Origin of the sequence: Vibrio mediterranei (assembly GCF_900088415.1) — a bacterium.
GTDB lineage: Bacteria > Pseudomonadota > Gammaproteobacteria > Enterobacterales > Vibrionaceae > Vibrio > Vibrio mediterranei.
Genome location: NZ_FLLQ01000002.1, coordinates 176,956 through 195,850, shown reverse-complemented (window position 1 = coordinate 195,850; position 18,895 = coordinate 176,956). Strand labels below are relative to the sequence as shown.

The following is an 18,895-nucleotide window of genomic DNA, read 5'->3' as shown; positions in this document are numbered from 1 at the left end:
TTCCCAGACTTACTAGAGTATATGATGAGTGTAGATAGCTATCGACATCAAGTTGTTGAGTTCCAATCTGGTTTACTCGTTTTTTCGCGAGATTACCTCGTTGAGCATGTTGAAAAGCTCAATGGCTTATCGCCTGAGCAAGTACTTTGTGAAAGTGGTGAAGGGATCTTTAGGGATTATGGCAATGGAGTTTATGCTTACTTACCGAAGAAGGAATTCGGTGGAGTGTTGTCACTTCGATGCCTGATAGAAGGTGTGCCACTGCAAGTGCAATGTAATCTACTATCAGAGCCCCATATTGTGGTCCCTGAACAATTTCAACTAGTGCGGCCTGAGAATAGCCCCATTGGTTACTCAATCCTTTCGGATGGAACCATCGCTATCAGTCGAGATGCGCTTGTCCATCTTGTGAATGAGAAACTTGGCCAGGCAGGGAGGAGGAGTTCTAGAATTGCAATCGAAGTTAGAGCAGTCTCAACCGACACGTTAAACTATCAATGCAAACTGACCAAGGAGTTTTGTTTCGTTTCATCACCGCATCCGCATTCGATAAACAGTGCTCAGCCCTTGTCTTGTGTTCTCATCGTCGAAGCGTTCAATCTATTTAATGAACAGCGTTTTGAGCTAGTCCTAACTCTTGATTTTATTCTGTTAAAGAACTTAATTGTAAAAACAGAAAATACTATGCATTCAAGAAATGCGTTAGAGCAGATAGACCTAGTTGGCTCTCCTTCGCAATTTGCAAGTCCGATAGTCTACGCCGACTCTGTATATTCGTTTTCCAACGAGAGCTACTTACGTCGCTTGCCAGATGGGTCTTTCAGTCAACCTAAGAGTGAGTCAAAAGGATATATTTATTTGTTGTCTGACGCGGTGGAATATATTGCGACTGGAATTTTCATAACACACATGCAAGCAGTGCCGATGCAAACGAGCCTGAAAGCGTCGAACAAATGGTGTGACATTGAAGTCAATAAAAGGGATTTGATCTCCACCTCTGTGAGCAATCAATGTGCAAAATCCCTTCACCAGTTAGTATTCGAGCACTCTGATTTGGTTCAAGTAAAGTCAGAAAGCGAAGGGGATTTGACGTTGTCTTCTGTCAATCGTAGTAAAGGCCTCGGCAAACTTTCTCTCTCTGGCGAGGATGGAGATAGTAGTGACGGCTATTTAACTTTTGATCTGATCTTTATGCCCAACCTAATTTTCGATAATTGTATTCAAACTAAAACTGGTAACTATTGGGAAGTGTCGACTCGAGAGATTAAAGCTCTTTTGAGTAGGCGAGTTCATAAACGTATCGCACATATCGATGTTAATTGTAGTGATGGGTTAGTCACAGCAAACAACATGAACACCTTTACGTTATGGGCTGTGAACCGCAAAGCGCAAACACAGCTGAATTTAACATTGAGTTTTGATGATGGAACATTAGGTTTTTCATCAATCACTATTTAACTAGGTTATTGATTGTGAACACGATTAACTTGGATTTAGTATGAATAATGTTCTAGAACTTAATAAAGGAAACGAAATACTCATCGAGTCTAGCAAAGATAAGGCTCAATATCGGCAAGAGAGAATTTGACCTCTCAACCTTGGGGAGATTGGCTATGAAAGGAATCATTTTTACCGAATTTATGGAGCTCGTTGAAGAAAAGTTCGGTTTAGACGTGTTGGACGAAGTACTTGAAATGTCGGGAGATGAAGGTGTTTATACCGCAGTAGGTAGCTACGATCATCGAGACCTAGTAAAGCTTATTGTTAACCTAAGTAAAAAGACAGATATTGCACCTGACACCCTACAGCAGGTATTTGGACAAACAGTGTTCAAAGCGTTACTCGCATCTATACCTGAAGGCGCCAGCATTGGCCAAAGTGCATCAACATTTCAATTTATCCGCCATGTAGAGGATTATATTCATGTTGAGGTGAAAAAACTCTATGCCGATGCAGAACCTCCAAAATTTCATTTCATTAGTGAGACAGAAACTGAAATGGTCATGGATTATCAAAGCGCCCGCTGTATGTCTAACGTATGCTTGGGTTTAATTGAAGGCTGCGCCACCTATTTTGGAGAAACATTGGAGGTCAAAATGAGCCCTCAAACAGAAGACGGAAGCGTCGTTCGGTTTAGTCTATCTTTAGTGTAAAGAAATAATGACAAGTAGTTCAGCGATTGAAAGAAAGCTTAAACGTGAGATAGCCGCGAGGAAAGCGGCTGAGAGTTTGCTTGAAGCAAAGAGTTTAGAATTGTTTAACGCTAACCAACAATTAGAAGTAGCGTTGAAGCAGGTTGAGCAGCGTTCTGAAGCAAGCTTTAAGCGACTTGAATTTCAACAGCACATTGAACGTATTCTTATTCATTTTGGAAGGACCTTTCTGCGCAGCAACCTTGATGATGTGTTGCTCTCAGATTTGATCAAGCAACTAAGTGAAGCCGCTGAGGGCATCTGTTATCACATTGAACTGACTGATGATTTGACTCCTACGCTCACCAATAATCGCTTCAAATCGTCAATTCAGAACGATGAAGACAGTGATATTCCGATGTTGAAAGCTTCTATTCCGATTCAAGTGGAGCAGAAAAACGTTGGAAAACTGGAAGTAAGGCTCGTCGGGGAAGATTTTGACCTCGCGTTTATTGAGAGCCAAATGTCGTTGGTTTGTGAGCTGTTATCGAGTTCGATTACACGGCAACTGATTAACCTTAGATTAGTTAAGTCGAAAGAGCGTGCAGAAGCGTCTGAGCGTTCTACCCGTGAATTTCTTGCAATGATCAATCATGAGTTAAGAACGCCACTAAATGGGTTACTCGGTAGTGTTGAACTGCTTGCTGATACTGACTTAAAAGGAGCTCAACAGGAGTTGCACACTAACTTGAGTCAATCAGGTCAATTACTCAGGTCGATCATCAATGATTTGCTGGACTTTAGTAAAATTGATGCTGGTATGTTGGAGTTAATAGATTCTACGTTCAAGTGGACCAATCTTCAGTCAACGTTGTGCAGCATCTTTGAACATAAAGCTGCAGAGAAGCAAATTGGATTCACTGTTTGCTCGGAGGGGTTCGAAAATAAGAGACTAAAAGGTGACCTAGAACGTCTGACTCAGATATTTGTAAACCTTATTGGTAATGCGATCAAGTTTACCGATGAAGGTAGTGTTAAGGTCACCGTAAGCTTAAAAGACAAAGGGTTTGACTTTTCAGTGGTCGATACCGGAATTGGTATTAGCCGATCAGCTCAAAAGAAACTGTTTCAACCTTTTACTCAAGCAGATCGTTCGAGTTCACGAAATTACGAAGGTACTGGTTTGGGTTTAGCCATTTGTAAAAGGCTTGTTGAGCTAATGGGTGGCTCTATCTCACTCAAAAGTGAAGTAGGCGAAGGAACGACTTTCTTTGGCTTTTTGCCAGTAGGTATTGAAGAAGTAGATGAGAAGGAACGCGTGCAACAAAATCTCGATATCATCGCGCAAGACTTCTCAGCACTCAAAGTGCTTGTCGTTGATGACATCAAAATGAATCAGGTCGTGATTACTAAAATGCTGAGCAAAGTCGGTATCACACCTGATCTTGCTGTTAATGGCCTTGAAGCGGTTGAACATGCGACCAATCAGCAATACGACATCATATTCATGGATTGTCGAATGCCAGTGATGGATGGATTTGAAGCAACGAAACGACTACGAGATGCAAGCTACGCCAAACCCATCGTGGCACTAACCGCAGGCACAACACGAGAAGAACGACAAACTTGTTATGATGTGGGTATGGATGACATCTTATCCAAACCTTATACCGCAAAAGACTTGACCCTCACACTCTCCAAATGGGGGCCAAGCTCTGGTTTAGATGCGCTCTGACTAAAGGTTGCCAAGGGTTGGCAAAATTCTACCTAATTTATCGAAGGTTTCTTGATACTCCGCATCACATTCACTGTCGGCTACTATACCGCCACCGGCCCAAGCATAGATTTGACCTTGTTTTGCGATGAGTGTTCGAATGGTAATACTAGTGTCCATAACGCCATGAGCACTGATGTAGCCAATGCTACCGCAATATACACTGCGAGTGTGAGGTTCTAGTTCCTCAATGATTTCCATGGCTCGTATTTTAGGTGCGCCAGTTATTGAACCCCCAGGGAAACAAGCTCTAAGAAGGTCTGTAGCGCAGTATTCTGGAGCCAATTCACCAGTTACTGTACTTACCAAATGATGAACAGCAGGGAAGCTTTCGATATCAAAAAGCTTAGGCACTTTAACACTGCCTGGAGTTGCTACTCGTCCGATATCATTGCGAAGCAAATCCACAATCATCAAATTTTCTGCCTGATCTTTGGTCGCTGCTTGTAGCTCTTCTGCGTACGCTTTATCTTGTTCCACATCGACTGCTCTCGGTCGAGTACCTTTAATTGGTTTGGTTTCAATACAGTTTTGATGAAGCTGTAAGAAACGCTCAGGGGAAACACTGATTATCGCGCTATCGTTGGTTCGGATAAAGGCACTAAACGGTGCTTGATTCTGGTTGTCCAACAGATTAAATGCCTGCCACTCACTACCAGTATATTGAGCTTGGTGTCGTTGCGCTAAGTTAATCTGATAGCAGTCTCCAGCAGAGAGGTAGTTTTGTACTGAAAGAAATTTGTCTTGGTACTGTTGCTTGGTCATGTTGGACTGCCAATTCGACACCAACGTAAACGGATTCTCTTGAAGGGAGACTTGGCGCTCTAACCATTGCTTATGAAATTCAGGGTTGCTACCTACGATGGCAGCTCGCTGTTCTTGATGGTCAACGACTAATGCCCAATCGTAAATACCAATAGACATATCGGCGGCTTGGATGTCGTTTTCTGCTTTTATTGGCAGACGTTCCACTCTGCGTCCTAGATCATACGCAAAGTAACCAACCGCACCTCCAATGAATGGCCAGTTGGTAGAATCTTTTCTGAAGCCAACCAAGGTCTCTATCAAATCATTAACGATGGCAAATGGATCTTGGTCACTTTCTGACACTTCGTCTCCAACCATAACCTTGGTGATAGCCCCAAACGTTTCGACGGTTGCGACCGGTTGAGAAACCAAAATATCAAATCGGCTGTTCTCATGACTGGCGTCTGACGATTTCAGTAGCATTGACCAAGGAAGTTGCTCAATCTCAGCAAACTTGTCTCGGGCTAGGTCTTGGTAATAAGGAAGGTCAACGAATTGAATAGATAGTCTTTCTTTTGTGTTCATTTGCTTAAATTGTGACAGAAACGTTGTCGCACTCATGGCGCATAGTGGAAAGCAAGAGTATCATATTTTCACAATAAAAAGTCGGACAATTATCCCTGAAAATACTGCGGGTTAAGGCGTGGTACAGGTTCAAAGAAAGTTCGTAATTCTGGAAGCTAAAATTATAAAGAGGTATTCAATGGCGGTTATTCGTAAAGAAGATGTGATCAGTAGTGTTGCTGATGCATTGCAATACATCTCGTATTACCATCCCCTCGACTTTGTTCAAGCCCTAGATAAAGCTTATCAAAAGGAAGAAAGCCAAGCGGCAAAAGATGCCATCGCGCAAATTCTCATTAACTCGCGCATGTCCGCAGAAGGTCATCGACCAATTTGCCAAGATACAGGTATCGTTACCTGCTTTGTGAACATTGGTATGAATGTCCAATGGGACTCTGATCTAACTGTTCAAGAGATGATCGATGAAGGCGTTCGTCAGGGTTATACCAACCCTGATAATCCGTTGCGTGCATCTGTGCTAAAAGATCCAGCAGGTAAGCGTATTAACACCAAAGACAATACGCCAGCTGTGGTTCATATCAATATGGTGCCAGGGGATAAAGTTGAAATTCAAATCGCAGCAAAAGGCGGTGGTTCTGAAAATAAAACCAAAATGGTCATGCTTAATCCATCTGACGACATCGCAGAATGGGTAGAGAAAACCTTACCTACTATGGGGGCAGGTTGGTGTCCACCAGGTATGTTGGGTATAGGTATTGGCGGTACGGCTGAGAAAGCGGCAGTACTTGCAAAAGAATCTTTGATGGAGCATATCGATATTCAAGAGCTTATCGAACGTGGTCCTTCTAATGCAGAAGAAGAGCTTCGCCTTGATATCTTTAACCGTGTCAACAAACTGGGCATTGGTGCTCAGGGTTTGGGCGGCTTAACGACCGTTGTCGATGTTAAAATCAAAACCGCACCAACTCACGCAGCTTCTAAGCCTGTGTGTATGATTCCAAACTGTGCGGCAACCCGTCACGTTCACTTCACTCTCGATGGAACTGGCCCTGCAGAGCTTACGCCACCAAAATTGGAAGAGTGGCCAGATATTACATGGGAAGCTGGCGAAAATACTCGTCGAGTGAATCTTGACACTATCACCAAAGAAGACGTTCAAGAGTGGAAAACAGGTGAGACTCTATTGCTCTCTGGGAAAATTCTGACAGGTCGTGATGCAGCGCACAAACGTATTCAAGGGATGTTGGAGAGTGGTGAAGGTTTGCCAAAAGGTGTCGACTTTAAAGGCAAATTTATCTACTACGTAGGTCCAGTAGACGCCGTTGGCGACGAAGCAGTAGGACCAGCTGGCCCAACAACATCAACTCGTATGGATAAATTTACTGACATGATGCTGTCTGAAACTGGACTAACTGGCATGATTGGTAAAGCGGAGCGTGGTCCTGCGGCGATTGAGTCTATCAAAGAGCACAAGGCTGTGTACTTAATGGCTGTCGGCGGTGCGGCATATTTGGTAGCTAAGGCGATTAAGAAAGCCAAAGTGGTTGCGTTTGAAGACTTAGGTATGGAAGCTATTTACGAGTTTGAAGTAGAAGATATGCCTGTGACTGTCGCGGTAGATTCAAGCGGAGCGAATGCTCACCAAATTGGTCCAGATACGTGGAAAGTTAAGATAGCGGAAGCAGAAAAAGTTTCTTAATCCGCTTAGAAAAAGTGGGTGTGTGAACGCATACTCACTTTTTTTTATCTATAATTCAGGCGTATACTAAAAAACATACTAGAAAAAGAACCAAGGAGAGAGCAACAATGCCTCGATTCATACAAATATTACAAATTGCGTTATTGCTAGTAGTGGGATTTTTCGTTGGCTACGATTTAATACTGCACGGTATCAGCATCTTTAATGAAAAATACGTCACCATGGCTTGTGTGCTGACGGTTCTGTTGGAAATCGCACTGTTCGTCATTTATAAGTTAATTGAAGACGATTAGGACGCTCTCAAAGTTTCACGTAAACCCCTGAATATTTTCAGGGGTTTTTTGTTCATGTTTCGTTAATCTCGTATAGTGCAAACTTAGCCCATTAGTTTTATTGGAGTACGTTAAATGAGCCGAATTGGTCAAGAAGTATCTGATCTTCTGCATCGTAGTATGGACTCTCATGTTCGAATTGCCGTGACAGGTTTGTCGCGAGCAGGTAAAACGGCGTTCATCACTTCACTGGTTAATCAACTGTTGCATACCTCTACGCACGAGAATTTACCTCTGTTGGACTGTGCTAGAGATGGACGATTGATCGGTGCCAAGCGTGTCCCGCAGTCTAACTTAATGGTTCCACGTTTTGCTTATGATGACGCGATGAGTCAACTGCATGCTATGCCACCAAGTTGGCCTGAGCCAACGCGCGATGTAAGTGAGATACGATTAGCAGTTAAGTATAAGCCGGCAAAAGGGGCGAAACGCTTAATCAGCAAAACGTCGACTCTGTATATTGATGTCATTGATTATCCGGGAGAGTGGTTACTTGATTTGCCACTACTCGATTTGACCTTTGAGCAGTGGAGTGAGTTGCAGTTTGAGAATCTAACGGGCGTTCGCCGCGAATGTGCTCAAGACTGGCTGACTAAACTTGAGCAGTTTGATGCCACTGGAGAAGAAAACGAAAAGCAAATAGCCGACATTTCGGAGAGCTTTACTCAATATCTGTATGCCTGCAAAGAGCGTGGATTACATTGGGTGCAACCGGGACGCTTTGTTCTTCCTGGTGAATTAAAAGGCGCACCGGTACTGCAGTTCTTCCCTTGTCAGGCTCCGTCAGACAAAGTCACGAAAACGAGCGGCTATGCGATGCTTAAGCGCCGCTATGAAGAGTATCAAACCAAAGTGGTGAAGCAATTCTACAAGAATCACTTTGCGACATTTGATCGTCAGATTGTGCTGGTGGATTGTTTACAGCCATTAATGGCAGGCTCAGAAGCGTTTCATGATATGAAAGATGCGCTGCAACAAATTATGAAGAGTTTCCGTTATGGACAATCTAGCTTACTACGTCGCTTGTTCTCTTCACGAATAGATAAAATTCTGTTTGCCGCCACAAAGGCTGATCATGTCACGCCAGATCAGCACAACAACTTGGTGAGCTTGTTACAGCAAATGGTACATCCAGCGTGGCAAGACACTGCGTTCGAAAATATAGAAATGAGCTGCATGAGCGTCGCTTCCATCAGAGCGACTGAAGCAGGGTTTGTAGGTAAGGGAAATGAGAGCAGTGCTGCGTTAAGAGGAACGACCTTGGATAATGAAACCATGACCTTGTACCCCGGTGATGTGCCAGCCCGTCTCCCAAAGACTGAGTATTGGAAAAACAATCAGTTTGAGTTTACCTCATTTAGACCGCTTGAAACGGCGGTTGACGAACCTTGCGGGCATATTCGACTTGATAAAGCTCTGCAGTATTTGATTGGAGATAAACTTCGATGAGTGATATCAAAGGTAGAAAAGTCTTCACTGAGGATACTTCTGAAATAGAATCTTCAGTGGATATAAACAGCCAAAAGCTGTTTGAACCGGAACAGGCGTTCATACCTGTTGAACATGAAGCAAATGATCAACAGGACGAGCTAGAGCTTGAAAGAGTAGTCAAAGGAAGCAGCAAAAAAGGCTGGATTGCCACTACTTTATTAACGGCATTTGCGGGCTTAGTTGGTTGGCAAGCGATAGATAACGTCGTGACTGCTGCCAATACCGGAGACTGGTTGTCTCTAGGTTGGTCAGGCTTGATTACCGCAGTAGCGGCAATGGGTATTGGGGCGTTTGGTAAGGAGCTGTATAAGCTTCGCAAACTGAAAGACCACTTTTCGGTTCAGGAACAGGCCGAAGCACTGATTGCCAACGATGGAGTGGGGCAGGGTGAGAAATTCTGTCAAAAGCTAGCTGATGAGGCGGGGATACAACCTGAAAACCCATTGTTTGACCGCTGGAAGAACAGTATTCACAGTGCGCATAGTGATGCTGAAGTACTAAATATGTACCAGTCCATGGTACTGAAAGAGCAAGATAAGCAAGCACTGGCCGCAGTGTCGAAGTTATCGGGGGAAGCGGCAATTTTGGTGGCTCTGAGTCCATTGGCTATTGCTGACATGCTTCTCATCGCTTGGCGTAATTTCCGAATGATCGACAAATTATCAGAGGTATACGGCGTAGAGTTAGGTTACTGGTCAAGACTTAAGTTGTTCAAACTCGTATTAATGAACATAGCATTAGCGGGTGCCAGTGAACTTGCCATTGAATCAAGTGCGGATATATTGTCGATGAACTTGGCAGAAAAACTTTCAGCCCGAGCTGGACAAGGCCTTGGTGTGGGGCTGCTAACAGCTCGTTTGGGTTTGAAAACGATCAGTCTAATGCGACCAATCCCGTTTCCAAATGAGGAGCGTCCAAAACTGGGTTCAATTCGTAAGTCTGTATTGGAAAGTTTGAAGAGCAAGCTTAGTTAAGCGTTTGTTCATTTGAATCAACTAAAATAGTAATGGCAGTTCTTGTCACGAGAACTGCCGTTAATCGTCTTAAAACTCTAAGCCCAATTCTCGAAGTGCATTCTCTGCTTGTAGTGCGTCGCTGAACTGAATGGCATGCAGTCCACATTGCACTGCGCCGTCGACGTTGTATGGCATGTCATCCAAAAATACGGTCTCTTCCGCTATAAGATTGTTGCTGTTGAGTAGCGACTGATAAATGCCAGCAGAGGGTTTGAGTACACCCAACTCAGCTGATACGGTAGCAGCTTCGAATAGTGGCCAGAAGTCATAACGATGCTTTAAGTGCTCGACAATTTCATGGACGTTATCCGTTAATGCATAAATGTTGTAGCTGGCTTGTTTCAGGCGCTTAATGAGATCGACCGTACCAAAAATCTGAATTTGGGTTTCTTTGATGTAGTAGAAGAGTCTCTCACACTCAGCCTCAGATAGCCCCAATGCAGTTTGGTATTCTTCTTGTGCTTGATGTTCGGTCAATAGACCCTTGTTAAGTGCCATCCATATATCATGTTGAAAAATAGCTTTAGCCTTTTGCTCTGCTTCATGAGCACTATACCCAAATGTTAGTCGGACGATCTCAATGGGAGACCAGCGAACAATCACGTTGCCAACGTCGAAGACCACGTTGCGAATTTTACTTGTGTTCAATTTGATACCTCGTAGTAGGGACAATGTATCCATGAAAAGAGCCGCCATTTAGTTATAGCTGCTTGGTTTTTTCTATCAAAAAATCAATCAATACACGGACACGTTTAGCCTTTTGTGTGTTTTTATGAAAGTAGACATAAAGTCCAGAATATGGGTACCAATAGTCTTCTAAAATTGGTACTAGTTGCTTTTGGGCGATATGTGATTGAATCATAGGTTCGACAAGTCTGCCTATTCCCAAACCTTTTATGGCAGCATCTACCATTAAGTTCGTGTCATTAACAACCATGGAGGTAGGCATCTCCACCGAAAGCATCTCTCCCTGTTTGTTTAGCAATAGAGGTGCAATTTTGTTTGATGAGATGAATCGATACTGTATCAGCTTGTGATGTTTCAAATCATCTGGGCATGATGGTTGTCCATAGTGTTCTATATAGGCAGGGGACGCAAAAAAGGCTTCTTTCATAGAAGTCGTAAGTGGTCGAGCGACCATGCCTTCTTCCACTTTATCACCAAAGCGGATGCCAAGATCAAAGTTCTCGTTAAGTATGTCGATTGTGGCGTCAGAAACTGAAATTTCTAGTTGTATATGAGGGTATTGCTGACAGAATTCCGCGTAAATGGGCTCGATTAAATACTGATAGACAAAGCGTGGCATGGTGACGCGAACCGTGCCAGTGGGTTCTCGGCTTAAATCGCTGACACTTTCGAAAGCCAAACTCAACTCGGAAATAGAATGCAAGGTGCGTTCATGCAGTAATCTACCTGCTTCAGTGACTTCAATGCGTCGTGTTGTACGTGTAAACAACGGTAGACCTAATTCTTGCTCTAAAGCTTTCAACGCATTGCTGACTGAAGGAGGTGCCATTTCGAGCTTCTTAGCCGCTCTGGTAATACTACCTTCCTGAACGATCGTATTAAATATAATCAGTTGGTTGAATATTGTTCCGTTCATGATTAGGACCTAATACTATTGTTAGCTTTAAACTAATAATTATTTAGCTAAAAGTCATCTAAAAATTATCAATGATGCTAATTACACTATTCACATGTTAAGTCAGTAACCGATGAGAAAGTCATTATGAGTCAGGTTTTAGTTATTTCAGGTCATCCAAATTTGGACGCGTCAAATACCAACAAAGTTATTTTGAACCAACTAAGTGATCATTTTGCTGACATTGAAGTGCGTCAACTAGACCGTTTATACCCTAACTATCAGATCGATGTAGAGGCAGAGCAAGCGGCTTTAGTAAAAGCTGACGTTGTTGTACTGCAGTTTCCGTTCTACTGGTACTCCATTCCTGCATTGCTGAAAAAATGGATTGATGATGTATTCAGCTATAACTTTGCTTATGGTGCTAAAGGCGACAAGTTAAAAGGCAAAGACTTGGTGCTATCGTTCACAATCGGTGGTCCTGAGGAGTCTTATAACCCGCTTGGCTATAACCATTTCTCAATTGAAGAGTTGCTCAAACCTTTAGAGCAAACCGCTTATCTTGCAGGAATGAATTACGTTAAGCCAGTTTACACTCATAGCATGGTTTACATTGCAGGCGTGTACAACACACTGGAGGAGGTAGAAGCTCGTGCTAGGAGTCATGCGGACCGCTTGCAAACGAGGATTGAAGACCTTATCCAAGCACCAGAAAACCGTATTAGTAAGTTTGTGACTCAATGGTTCGCCCAGTTTGATGAACTTCCTGACTCGACTGATGATTTTACGCGTTATTTAAGCGCGGATATCAAATGGTCAGCGCCAGAAGGAACATTCTCTGGTCATGATGGATTTAGAGATTGGTATTCCATCGTTAAGCGCACCTTTAAACCGGATTGCCATCATCAAATCGAGCAAATAGAAGTCCGTAGAGAAGGCAATCATTACGCAGTCGAACTCAGAATACGCTTACTTGCAGACACCTATTCCGAGTCAACGCTGCGTGGTGAAAGCATTAACTTGCTGGTTAACGAAGTTTGGAAAGTAAGCTTGGACGGCACCAGAACCACTATTCATGACTATCACGTCGATCCAGTAATTTAGTATAAAAACAATCCAAGTGGAGCAGGGAGGCTTATCTTAATCCTTGCTCCCTTAGGCGCTTGTACAATGTATTGCGACTGACATTTAGTGCCTTTGCAGTTGCCGAAATATTCCTTCCATGTTCCTCATAAATATCAAGCCACTCTTGATTGTTTGATACTGGCTCTGTGACCTGTTCAACCAAATTTGGGACGGCTGCTAAGTCTGATGCGGTAGCGCCCAATATAGGTTGAATCGGCGCACTTTCATAAGGTTTGAGGTCATTTATGAAGTCATCAGGTAAATGTTCTGAGGTGATGGTTTCATCGCCCGCCATGGCGGCTGCAATTTGAATCACGCTAACCATTTGTCTGATATTGCCGGGCCAAGGGTGTTGTTTGAACATCGCCAATACTTCCACGCTTAGATTTGGTATATCGTTGCCGTATGCGTATTTTCTTAGAATGAACCGGATCAGAGCCTCTTTATCCGTTCGTTCCCTCAAAGCAGGGAGCGTGATGTTAAGACCTGTTACTCGATAATAGAGATCTTGGCGAAACGTGCCGCGCTCTACGTCAGCTTTTAGGTTCCGGTTGGTTGCGGAAACTAACTTAAAATCAACTGGGTAAGAGGTTGTGGAGCCAAGTGGCGTCACCTTGCGCTCTTGTAGTACTCGAAGCAGTCGAGCTTGAACATTTATCGGCATGTCGCCAAGTTCATCGAGAAACAGTGTTCCTTTATCGGCTTTTCTAATTAATCCCACATAGCCTTTAGTATGAGCACCGGTAAATGCCCCTTTCTCGTATCCAAACAGCTCGGATTCAACCAGTTCAGACGGAATAGCGGCACAGTTTACTGCAATGAGTGGGGCGTGACTGCGTCTACTTGATTGGTGCAGTGCGTTAACAAAAACTTCTTTACCCACCCCAGTTTCGCCATGGATCAAAATGGGTATATCGGTATCAAGGATTCGACTTGCTTGATTAATCGCTTTCGCCAATCTTGGGTCACCGGTATTCAACTGTTCTAAATCAAGTGGTCTGTCCGTAGGCGCAGCTATATCTGTGGTTTGTGGTGCTAACCTAAAATCGAGTTGACGACCTTTTGGAATCGTTGGAGGCATGGTCAAGCCAAAGTAATTAGACTGGCTACGAGAAGTTAGAGCAAATGGCGTAAAAGGAGGATGCGATAGCACTTGCTCCATCTTTACATCGAACAATTGTTCCAAACGCTGCAGCGCAAGATTCTGACCAAGTACCACTTCAGCGCGACGATTGGCTGAAACAATAATGCCTTCATCGTTAAACACCAACAATGAAGACCATTGACTATCAATGTTTTCAGGAGAAGTGTTGAACCAAAATAGGTGATGAGTCGTTTGAAATCGACTAGATATTAATTGGTTCTCAATGGCCTGTGACATCAGTTTTACCATGCCAAGTGTATGAGAAGAGGGCATATAAGCGTCACTTGATATCGACAAAACGCCCGTCATTCTTCTGTCTGCATCAAACAAAGGTGCTGCGGAACCCGCCATAAATCGGTTTGAACTAAGAAAGTGTTCATCGTGAAAAACTTGCACAATGGAGCCCGTTTCTAGAGCAGTGCCTATGGCGTTCGTGCCAATTAACTGTTCCTTCCATTGCACGCCATTTTGAAAGACTTGTGGTTGATGTTGGGTAAAAAAACGTTGTTCTCCCCAGCTATTCAAGACCTGGCCTTTAGTATTTGCCAAGGTAATGAGGCAGTTACTGTTTGCCAATAAACTGTCGTAGAACGGCAACACTTTTTGTTGGGTAGTTTCTATTAAACCGGAGTGCTCTTCTGTTGTTCTCGCCAGTGAGGAGCCTGTCTCCATCTCTATAATGGGAGCACTGCTGTGTGACAACCCAGCTTCTCTACATCGTTGCCAAGAGTTTTTAATGATCGTGCTGTGTTTACTGTTCATTTCTACGACCAGCCAAATTAGAGTCAAAATACTAAAAGCGCGTTTGCGAACAAAGATTGTTCACCAATTGCTCAATAAACATATCACTGCTCTGAACAGTTTGAACACATTTAGTTAACAAATGTTACTTGGATCATAAAACGTTTTTGTAGGATAAGTGCTTTCTTTATATGGGTTTAGCGTTTAAAACTACGCTCATTCAATAGTTTATCGCATGTCTTGTAATTAAATTGTTACAATTTTCGTAAGTTGGCATGACTCTAGCAATCATGAGCAATATCGAAAACGACATTGTTCGAGATGAAAGGAGTTTTTAGTGTCATTAACACTTGAGCAGGTAAGCAAAGTAGTCGACGGCGAGCATCACATATCCGACGTGAACCTCACCTTTGAAGCAGGATCGTTTAACGTTTTGCTTGGGCGAACACTCGCAGGTAAAACCTCATTGATGAGATTGATAGCAGGTTTGGATAAACCTACGTCAGGACGAATTCTGGTTAACGGCGTTGATGTAACAGGGGTTTCGGTAAGAGAGCGAAACATCTCGATGGTATACCAGCAATTTATCAATTATCCGAATCTAACGGTATTTGAAAACGTCGCTTCTCCACTGCGACTTGCTGGCACACCTGAAAAAGAAATCATCGAGCGTGTGCACGCAACAGCAGACATGCTTCGCATTACTGAACATCTAAAAAAGCACCCATTAGAACTTTCTGGTGGTCAGCAGCAAAGAACCGCAATGGCTAGAGCATTGGTCAAAGATGCTGAAATTATCTTGTTCGATGAGCCTCTGGTGAACTTAGACTACAAGCTTCGCGAGGAACTGCGTCAGGAAATGCGTGAGTTGTTCAAAACCCGTCACACGATCGCTATCTACGCTACTACAGAGCCTAACGAAGCTCTAGCACTTAGCGGAACGACAACCATTCTCCACGAAGGAAAGGTCATTCAGTCAGGCCCGACCGCAGAGGTGTATCACACCCCAGATTGCGTGACCTCAGCCACTCTGTTTAGTGAGCCTCCTATTAACTTACTAAAAGGTGACGTTACTGAAAGTGAAGTCACGTTTGATCAAAGTGCTCACTTCCCGCTTAACCAGTCGTTAAGCAAGCTTGAAAAGGGTAGCTACAAGTTTGGTATTCGACCTAGTCATCTTAGCTTGTTACCGAAAAACGACGACGATGTTGAGCTGACGGTTCAAGTGGAAGTGGCCGAAATTAGTGGCTCAGAGACATTTCTTCATGTTCGTAATGCGCATTTTGAGTTGGTGCTTCACTTGGCTGGCGTTCACAGCTATGAAGTGGACGAAACCATCAAAATCTACATTCCAATCCACAAATTCTATGTATTCGGTATGGACGAAAAACTGATTCATGCTCCGATTAATGATGTGAGAGGTTAGTCAGTCATGGTCCAAATTACACTCAATTCACTGGCTCATACTTATGACAAACAGCCAAGCGAGTCGTCGCTGTATGCCATTAAAGAAATGAACCACGTTTGGAAACAAGGTGGAGCATACGCGTTATTAGGTCCATCGGGCTGCGGAAAATCGACACTACTCAACATTATTTCTGGGCTCATGAGTCCTTCGCAAGGTGAAGTGCTTTTCGATGACATGAAAGTGAATGAACTGCGCCCTCAGGATAGAAATATTGCGCAGGTTTTCCAGTTTCCGGTGATATACGACACTATGACGGTGTACGACAACTTAGCGTTTCCGCTGCGAAATATGAAGGTACACAAAGCTAAAATTCATTCCAAAGTGACGGAAATTGCCGAAATTCTCGAGCTGACCGCCGTGCTGAACAAAAAAGCAAAACACCTTACTGCGGATGAAAAGCAAAAGGTGTCGATGGGAAGAGGGCTGGTTCGTGATGATGTCTCGGCGATTCTATTTGACGAACCACTAACGGTTATCGACCCGCAACTGAAGTGGAAACTAAGACGCAAGCTTAAGCAGATCCATCAACAGTTCAATATCACCATGATTTACGTGACCCATGACCAATTGGAAGCGTCGACCTTCGCAGACGAAATTGCGGTTATGTACAACGGGCAAATTGTGCAATTCGGTACACCAAGAGAGCTGTTCGAAACCCCTAATCACACCTTTGTCGGTTACTTCATTGGCAGTCCTGGAATGAATCTAATGGAAGTGACACCAACTGAGGTTGGCGTGCGATTTGATGATGTCGATGTGCCGTTGTCGTCAAGTTATCGAGACGCTATTGCAAAGGCATCGAGTAACAATATCAAGATTGGAATAAGACCGGAATTTGTTCATGTATGGGAGAAAGAGAACCCTTCTGCTTTAAAAGCACAGGTATTACATGTTGAAGATTTGGGTACCTACAAAATTCTCACTTTAAAGTTGGGTGAACAGCACATCAAAGCACGCCTTCAAGAAGACCAACATGTACCGAAAAGTGTCGCGTACATCAGCTTTCCAGAGCAATGGACAATGCTCTATGTCGATGAATTCTTAGTTAATGTAGGAGGCCACTAATGGACAAGGCAGTCAACAACAAGGCATGGTTTCTAGTTCTTCCGGTTTTCGCCTTGGTGGCCTTCAGTGCCATCGTGCCATTGATGACGGTAGTGAACTACTCGCTACAAGATATCTTTGACGCTAATACCGCCTACTTCGTTGGAACGGAGTGGTATCGAGAAACGTTAAATGATGAACGACTACACGGTGCGTTACTGCGTCAGTTTGGATTTACATTTACGGTGCTGATGATTGAAGTTCCCCTTGGGATTATTGTGGCACTCACCATGCCAACCAAAGGTAAGTGGTCGGTGTTTTGCCTAATCGTATTAGCTATTCCATTGCTTATCCCACTTAACGTCGTAGGTACTATCTGGCAGATCTTTGGTCGTGCGGATATTGGCTTATTTGGCTGGGCTCTAAACGGGCTTGGCGTTGATTATAACTATGCAGGTAATCCGGTCGATGCTTGGTTTACTGTGATTCTGATGGACGTATGGCACTGGACGTCACTCATCGCCTTGCTGTGTTATTCAGGTTTGCGCGCTATTCCGGATGCCTACTATCAAGCGGCCAATATTGATCGCGCCTCTACATGGTCAATCATCCGTTACATTCAGCTTCCAAAGTTGAAGAGTGTGTTATTGATTGGTGTGTTAGTGCGCTTCATGGACAGCTTTATGATTTACACCGAACCCTTTGTGCTTACTGGAGGGGGGCCAGGTAACTCAACCACGTTCTTAAGCCAAACCTTAACCAAGATGGCCATCGGACAATTTGATATTGGTCCTGCTGCGGCTTTCTCCATCATTTACTTCTTGATCATATTACTCGTCAGTTGGGTGTTCTATACCGCGATGACGCACGGTGAGAATAAATAAAGGGATTTAACCATGACGAAGTCAAAATACACACGCTATACCCAAATTGTCGGCTTAGCACTTTATATCATCTGCTTGATGCTGCCGATTTATTGGCTGCTCAATATGTCGTTTAAAGAAAACCAAGAGATATTGGGAAGCCTAAGCTTCTGGCCAGAAAACTGGACATTTAAAAACTATCAGACCATTTTCTCCGACCCAAGTTGGTATATGGGATACGTCAATTCCATCATCTATGTGGTCATGAATATGTGTATTACGTTAGCAGTGGCACTGCCTGCAGCGTACGCCTTTTCACGCTACAAATTTGTCGGCGATAAACACTTGTTTTTCTGGCTGCTGACCAACCGAATGTCACCGCCTGCAGTATTTCTGTTGCCGTTCTTCCAGTTGTATTCATCAGTAGGCCTGTTCGACACCCATATTGCGGTCGCGCTTGCTCACTGCTTGTTTAACGTGCCGTTGGCGGTATGGATCCTTGAAGGCTTTATGTCAGGTGTTCCAAGGGAAATCGATGAAACCGCCTATATCGATGGTTACAGCTTTCCAAAGTTCTTTATGAAGATATTTCTGCCAATGATCCGCTCAGGTATTGGTGTGACGGCGTTCTTCTGCTTCATGTTCAGCTGGGTTGAGTTGCTGCTTGCTCGAACACTTACATCAGTTGATGCTAAGCCTATTTCTGCGGTGATGACGCGAACCGTCAGTGCCTCGGGAATAGATTGGGGCGTGTTAGCTGCGGCTGGGGTACTGACTATCGTACCGGGCATTCTTGTCATTTGGTTTGTTCGCAACCACGTTGCGAAAGGTTTTGCACTGGGTCGAGTTTAAGGAGACACATTATGGCTTGGATGGCATGGACGACTCCGTCTGCACTGTTTTTTATTGGCATCGCACTGATTTTGTTAACGATGACCATTGCTGAAATTAAAGCGCCATGTATTGAGCGCAAAGGGTTTCTCCCAATCAGTACAACACGGGGAGACCGACTGTTTATTGGCTTGCTGAGTTCAGCCTATATACACCTTGGGTTTGTGGGACTAACGGAGCTCTCTATTTGGGTGCCGTTTGCGATTTCCACGGTTTGGATTTTGACCGTTTTAAAATGGGGGTAATAACAACTTTCACCGA

At 43.8% G+C, this 18,895-nt stretch carries 17 protein-coding genes; 13 read left to right on the top strand and 4 right to left on the bottom strand.

The window, feature by feature from the left end; all coding sequences use genetic code 11:
* Window positions 1–21: 21 nt before the first annotated feature.
* From VME0621_RS06960 to VME0621_RS06950, 3 genes are all read left to right on the top strand, one after another.
* On the top strand, window positions 22–1,458 hold the full coding sequence (locus tag VME0621_RS06960) for a hypothetical protein (RefSeq protein WP_197498250.1): 1,437 nt from the start codon (window positions 22–24) through the stop codon (window positions 1,456–1,458).
* A 155-nt stretch (window positions 1,459–1,613) separates the two neighbouring features.
* Window positions 1,614–2,153 (top strand): heme NO-binding domain-containing protein, encoded by a 540-nt coding sequence (locus tag VME0621_RS06955; RefSeq protein ID WP_062457307.1) that lies wholly within the window; start codon window positions 1,614–1,616, stop codon window positions 2,151–2,153.
* A 7-nt stretch (window positions 2,154–2,160) separates the two neighbouring features.
* Entirely contained in the window at window positions 2,161–3,867 is a 1,707-nt protein-coding gene (locus VME0621_RS06950; RefSeq protein ID WP_062457310.1) for an ATP-binding protein, read from the top strand.
* Here the strand turns inward: VME0621_RS06950 and pabB are convergent, their stop codons facing one another.
* Window positions 3,868–5,238, bottom strand: a complete 1,371-nt coding sequence (gene pabB, locus VME0621_RS06945) for an aminodeoxychorismate synthase component I (RefSeq protein ID WP_062457716.1) — start codon at window positions 5,236–5,238, stop codon at window positions 3,868–3,870.
* Between the two features lie 178 nt (window positions 5,239–5,416).
* Here pabB and VME0621_RS06940 point away from each other — a divergent pair, with 178 nt between their 5' ends.
* From VME0621_RS06940 to VME0621_RS06925, 4 genes are all read left to right on the top strand, one after another.
* Complete coding sequence (locus VME0621_RS06940) at window positions 5,417–6,937, top strand: fumarate hydratase (RefSeq protein ID WP_038225844.1); 1,521 nt, start codon at window positions 5,417–5,419, stop codon at window positions 6,935–6,937.
* Between the two features lie 107 nt (window positions 6,938–7,044).
* Window positions 7,045–7,230, top strand: a complete 186-nt coding sequence (locus VME0621_RS06935) for a hypothetical protein (RefSeq protein ID WP_006073687.1) — start codon at window positions 7,045–7,047, stop codon at window positions 7,228–7,230.
* 114 nt (window positions 7,231–7,344) lie between these two features.
* Window positions 7,345–8,718, top strand: a complete 1,374-nt coding sequence (locus tag VME0621_RS06930) for a YcjX family GTP-binding protein (protein ID WP_062457312.1) — start codon at window positions 7,345–7,347, stop codon at window positions 8,716–8,718.
* The gene (locus VME0621_RS06925) at window positions 8,715–9,734 is read left to right on the top strand and encodes a YcjF family protein (RefSeq protein WP_062457315.1); all 1,020 of its coding nucleotides are present in this window, start codon (window positions 8,715–8,717) and stop codon (window positions 9,732–9,734) included. The genes VME0621_RS06930 and VME0621_RS06925 overlap by 4 nt, the downstream gene beginning before the upstream one ends.
* A 69-nt stretch (window positions 9,735–9,803) precedes the next feature.
* Here VME0621_RS06925 and VME0621_RS06920 read toward each other — a convergent pair whose 3' ends face one another.
* Both VME0621_RS06920 and VME0621_RS06915 read right to left on the bottom strand, forming a co-directional pair.
* Window positions 9,804–10,424 carry an HAD family hydrolase gene (locus VME0621_RS06920; RefSeq protein WP_062457719.1) on the bottom strand — a complete coding sequence of 207 codons (621 nt, stop codon included), beginning with the start codon at window positions 10,422–10,424 and terminating at the stop codon, window positions 9,804–9,806.
* Between the two features lie 52 nt (window positions 10,425–10,476).
* Window positions 10,477–11,379, bottom strand: coding sequence for a LysR family transcriptional regulator (locus VME0621_RS06915; RefSeq protein ID WP_062457319.1), 903 nt, complete (start codon window positions 11,377–11,379; stop codon window positions 10,477–10,479).
* Window positions 11,380–11,505: 126 nt separating this feature from the next.
* On the opposite strand from VME0621_RS06915, the gene VME0621_RS06910 reads away from it, so the two are divergent.
* On the top strand, window positions 11,506–12,462 hold the full coding sequence (locus VME0621_RS06910; protein WP_062457322.1) for an NAD(P)H-dependent oxidoreductase: 957 nt from the start codon (window positions 11,506–11,508) through the stop codon (window positions 12,460–12,462).
* A 31-nt stretch (window positions 12,463–12,493) separates the two neighbouring features.
* Here the strand turns inward: VME0621_RS06910 and VME0621_RS06905 are convergent, their stop codons facing one another.
* The gene (locus tag VME0621_RS06905; protein WP_062457325.1) at window positions 12,494–14,389 is read right to left on the bottom strand and encodes a sigma-54-dependent Fis family transcriptional regulator; all 1,896 of its coding nucleotides are present in this window, start codon (window positions 14,387–14,389) and stop codon (window positions 12,494–12,496) included.
* A 316-nt stretch (window positions 14,390–14,705) separates the two neighbouring features.
* Between VME0621_RS06905 and VME0621_RS06900 the strand changes: the two genes are divergently transcribed.
* The 5 genes from VME0621_RS06900 to VME0621_RS06880 are packed head-to-tail and all read left to right on the top strand — an operon-like array spanning window position 14,706 to window position 18,879.
* Window positions 14,706–15,794 carry an ABC transporter ATP-binding protein gene (locus VME0621_RS06900; RefSeq protein WP_062457328.1) on the top strand — a complete coding sequence of 363 codons (1,089 nt, stop codon included), beginning with the start codon at window positions 14,706–14,708 and terminating at the stop codon, window positions 15,792–15,794.
* Window positions 15,795–15,800: 6 nt separating this feature from the next.
* Window positions 15,801–16,901, top strand: a complete 1,101-nt coding sequence (locus tag VME0621_RS06895) for an ABC transporter ATP-binding protein (RefSeq protein WP_006073674.1) — start codon at window positions 15,801–15,803, stop codon at window positions 16,899–16,901.
* Complete coding sequence (locus VME0621_RS06890; protein WP_062457331.1) at window positions 16,901–17,764, top strand: carbohydrate ABC transporter permease; 864 nt, start codon at window positions 16,901–16,903, stop codon at window positions 17,762–17,764. Before VME0621_RS06895 ends, VME0621_RS06890 begins: the two co-directional genes overlap by 1 nt.
* Before the next feature lie 12 nt (window positions 17,765–17,776).
* On the top strand, window positions 17,777–18,595 hold the full coding sequence (locus VME0621_RS06885) for a carbohydrate ABC transporter permease (protein ID WP_006073671.1): 819 nt from the start codon (window positions 17,777–17,779) through the stop codon (window positions 18,593–18,595).
* An 11-nt stretch (window positions 18,596–18,606) separates the two neighbouring features.
* Window positions 18,607–18,879 carry a DUF2160 domain-containing protein gene (locus tag VME0621_RS06880; RefSeq protein ID WP_006073669.1) on the top strand — a complete coding sequence of 91 codons (273 nt, stop codon included), beginning with the start codon at window positions 18,607–18,609 and terminating at the stop codon, window positions 18,877–18,879.
* Window positions 18,880–18,895: the final 16 nt, after the last annotated feature.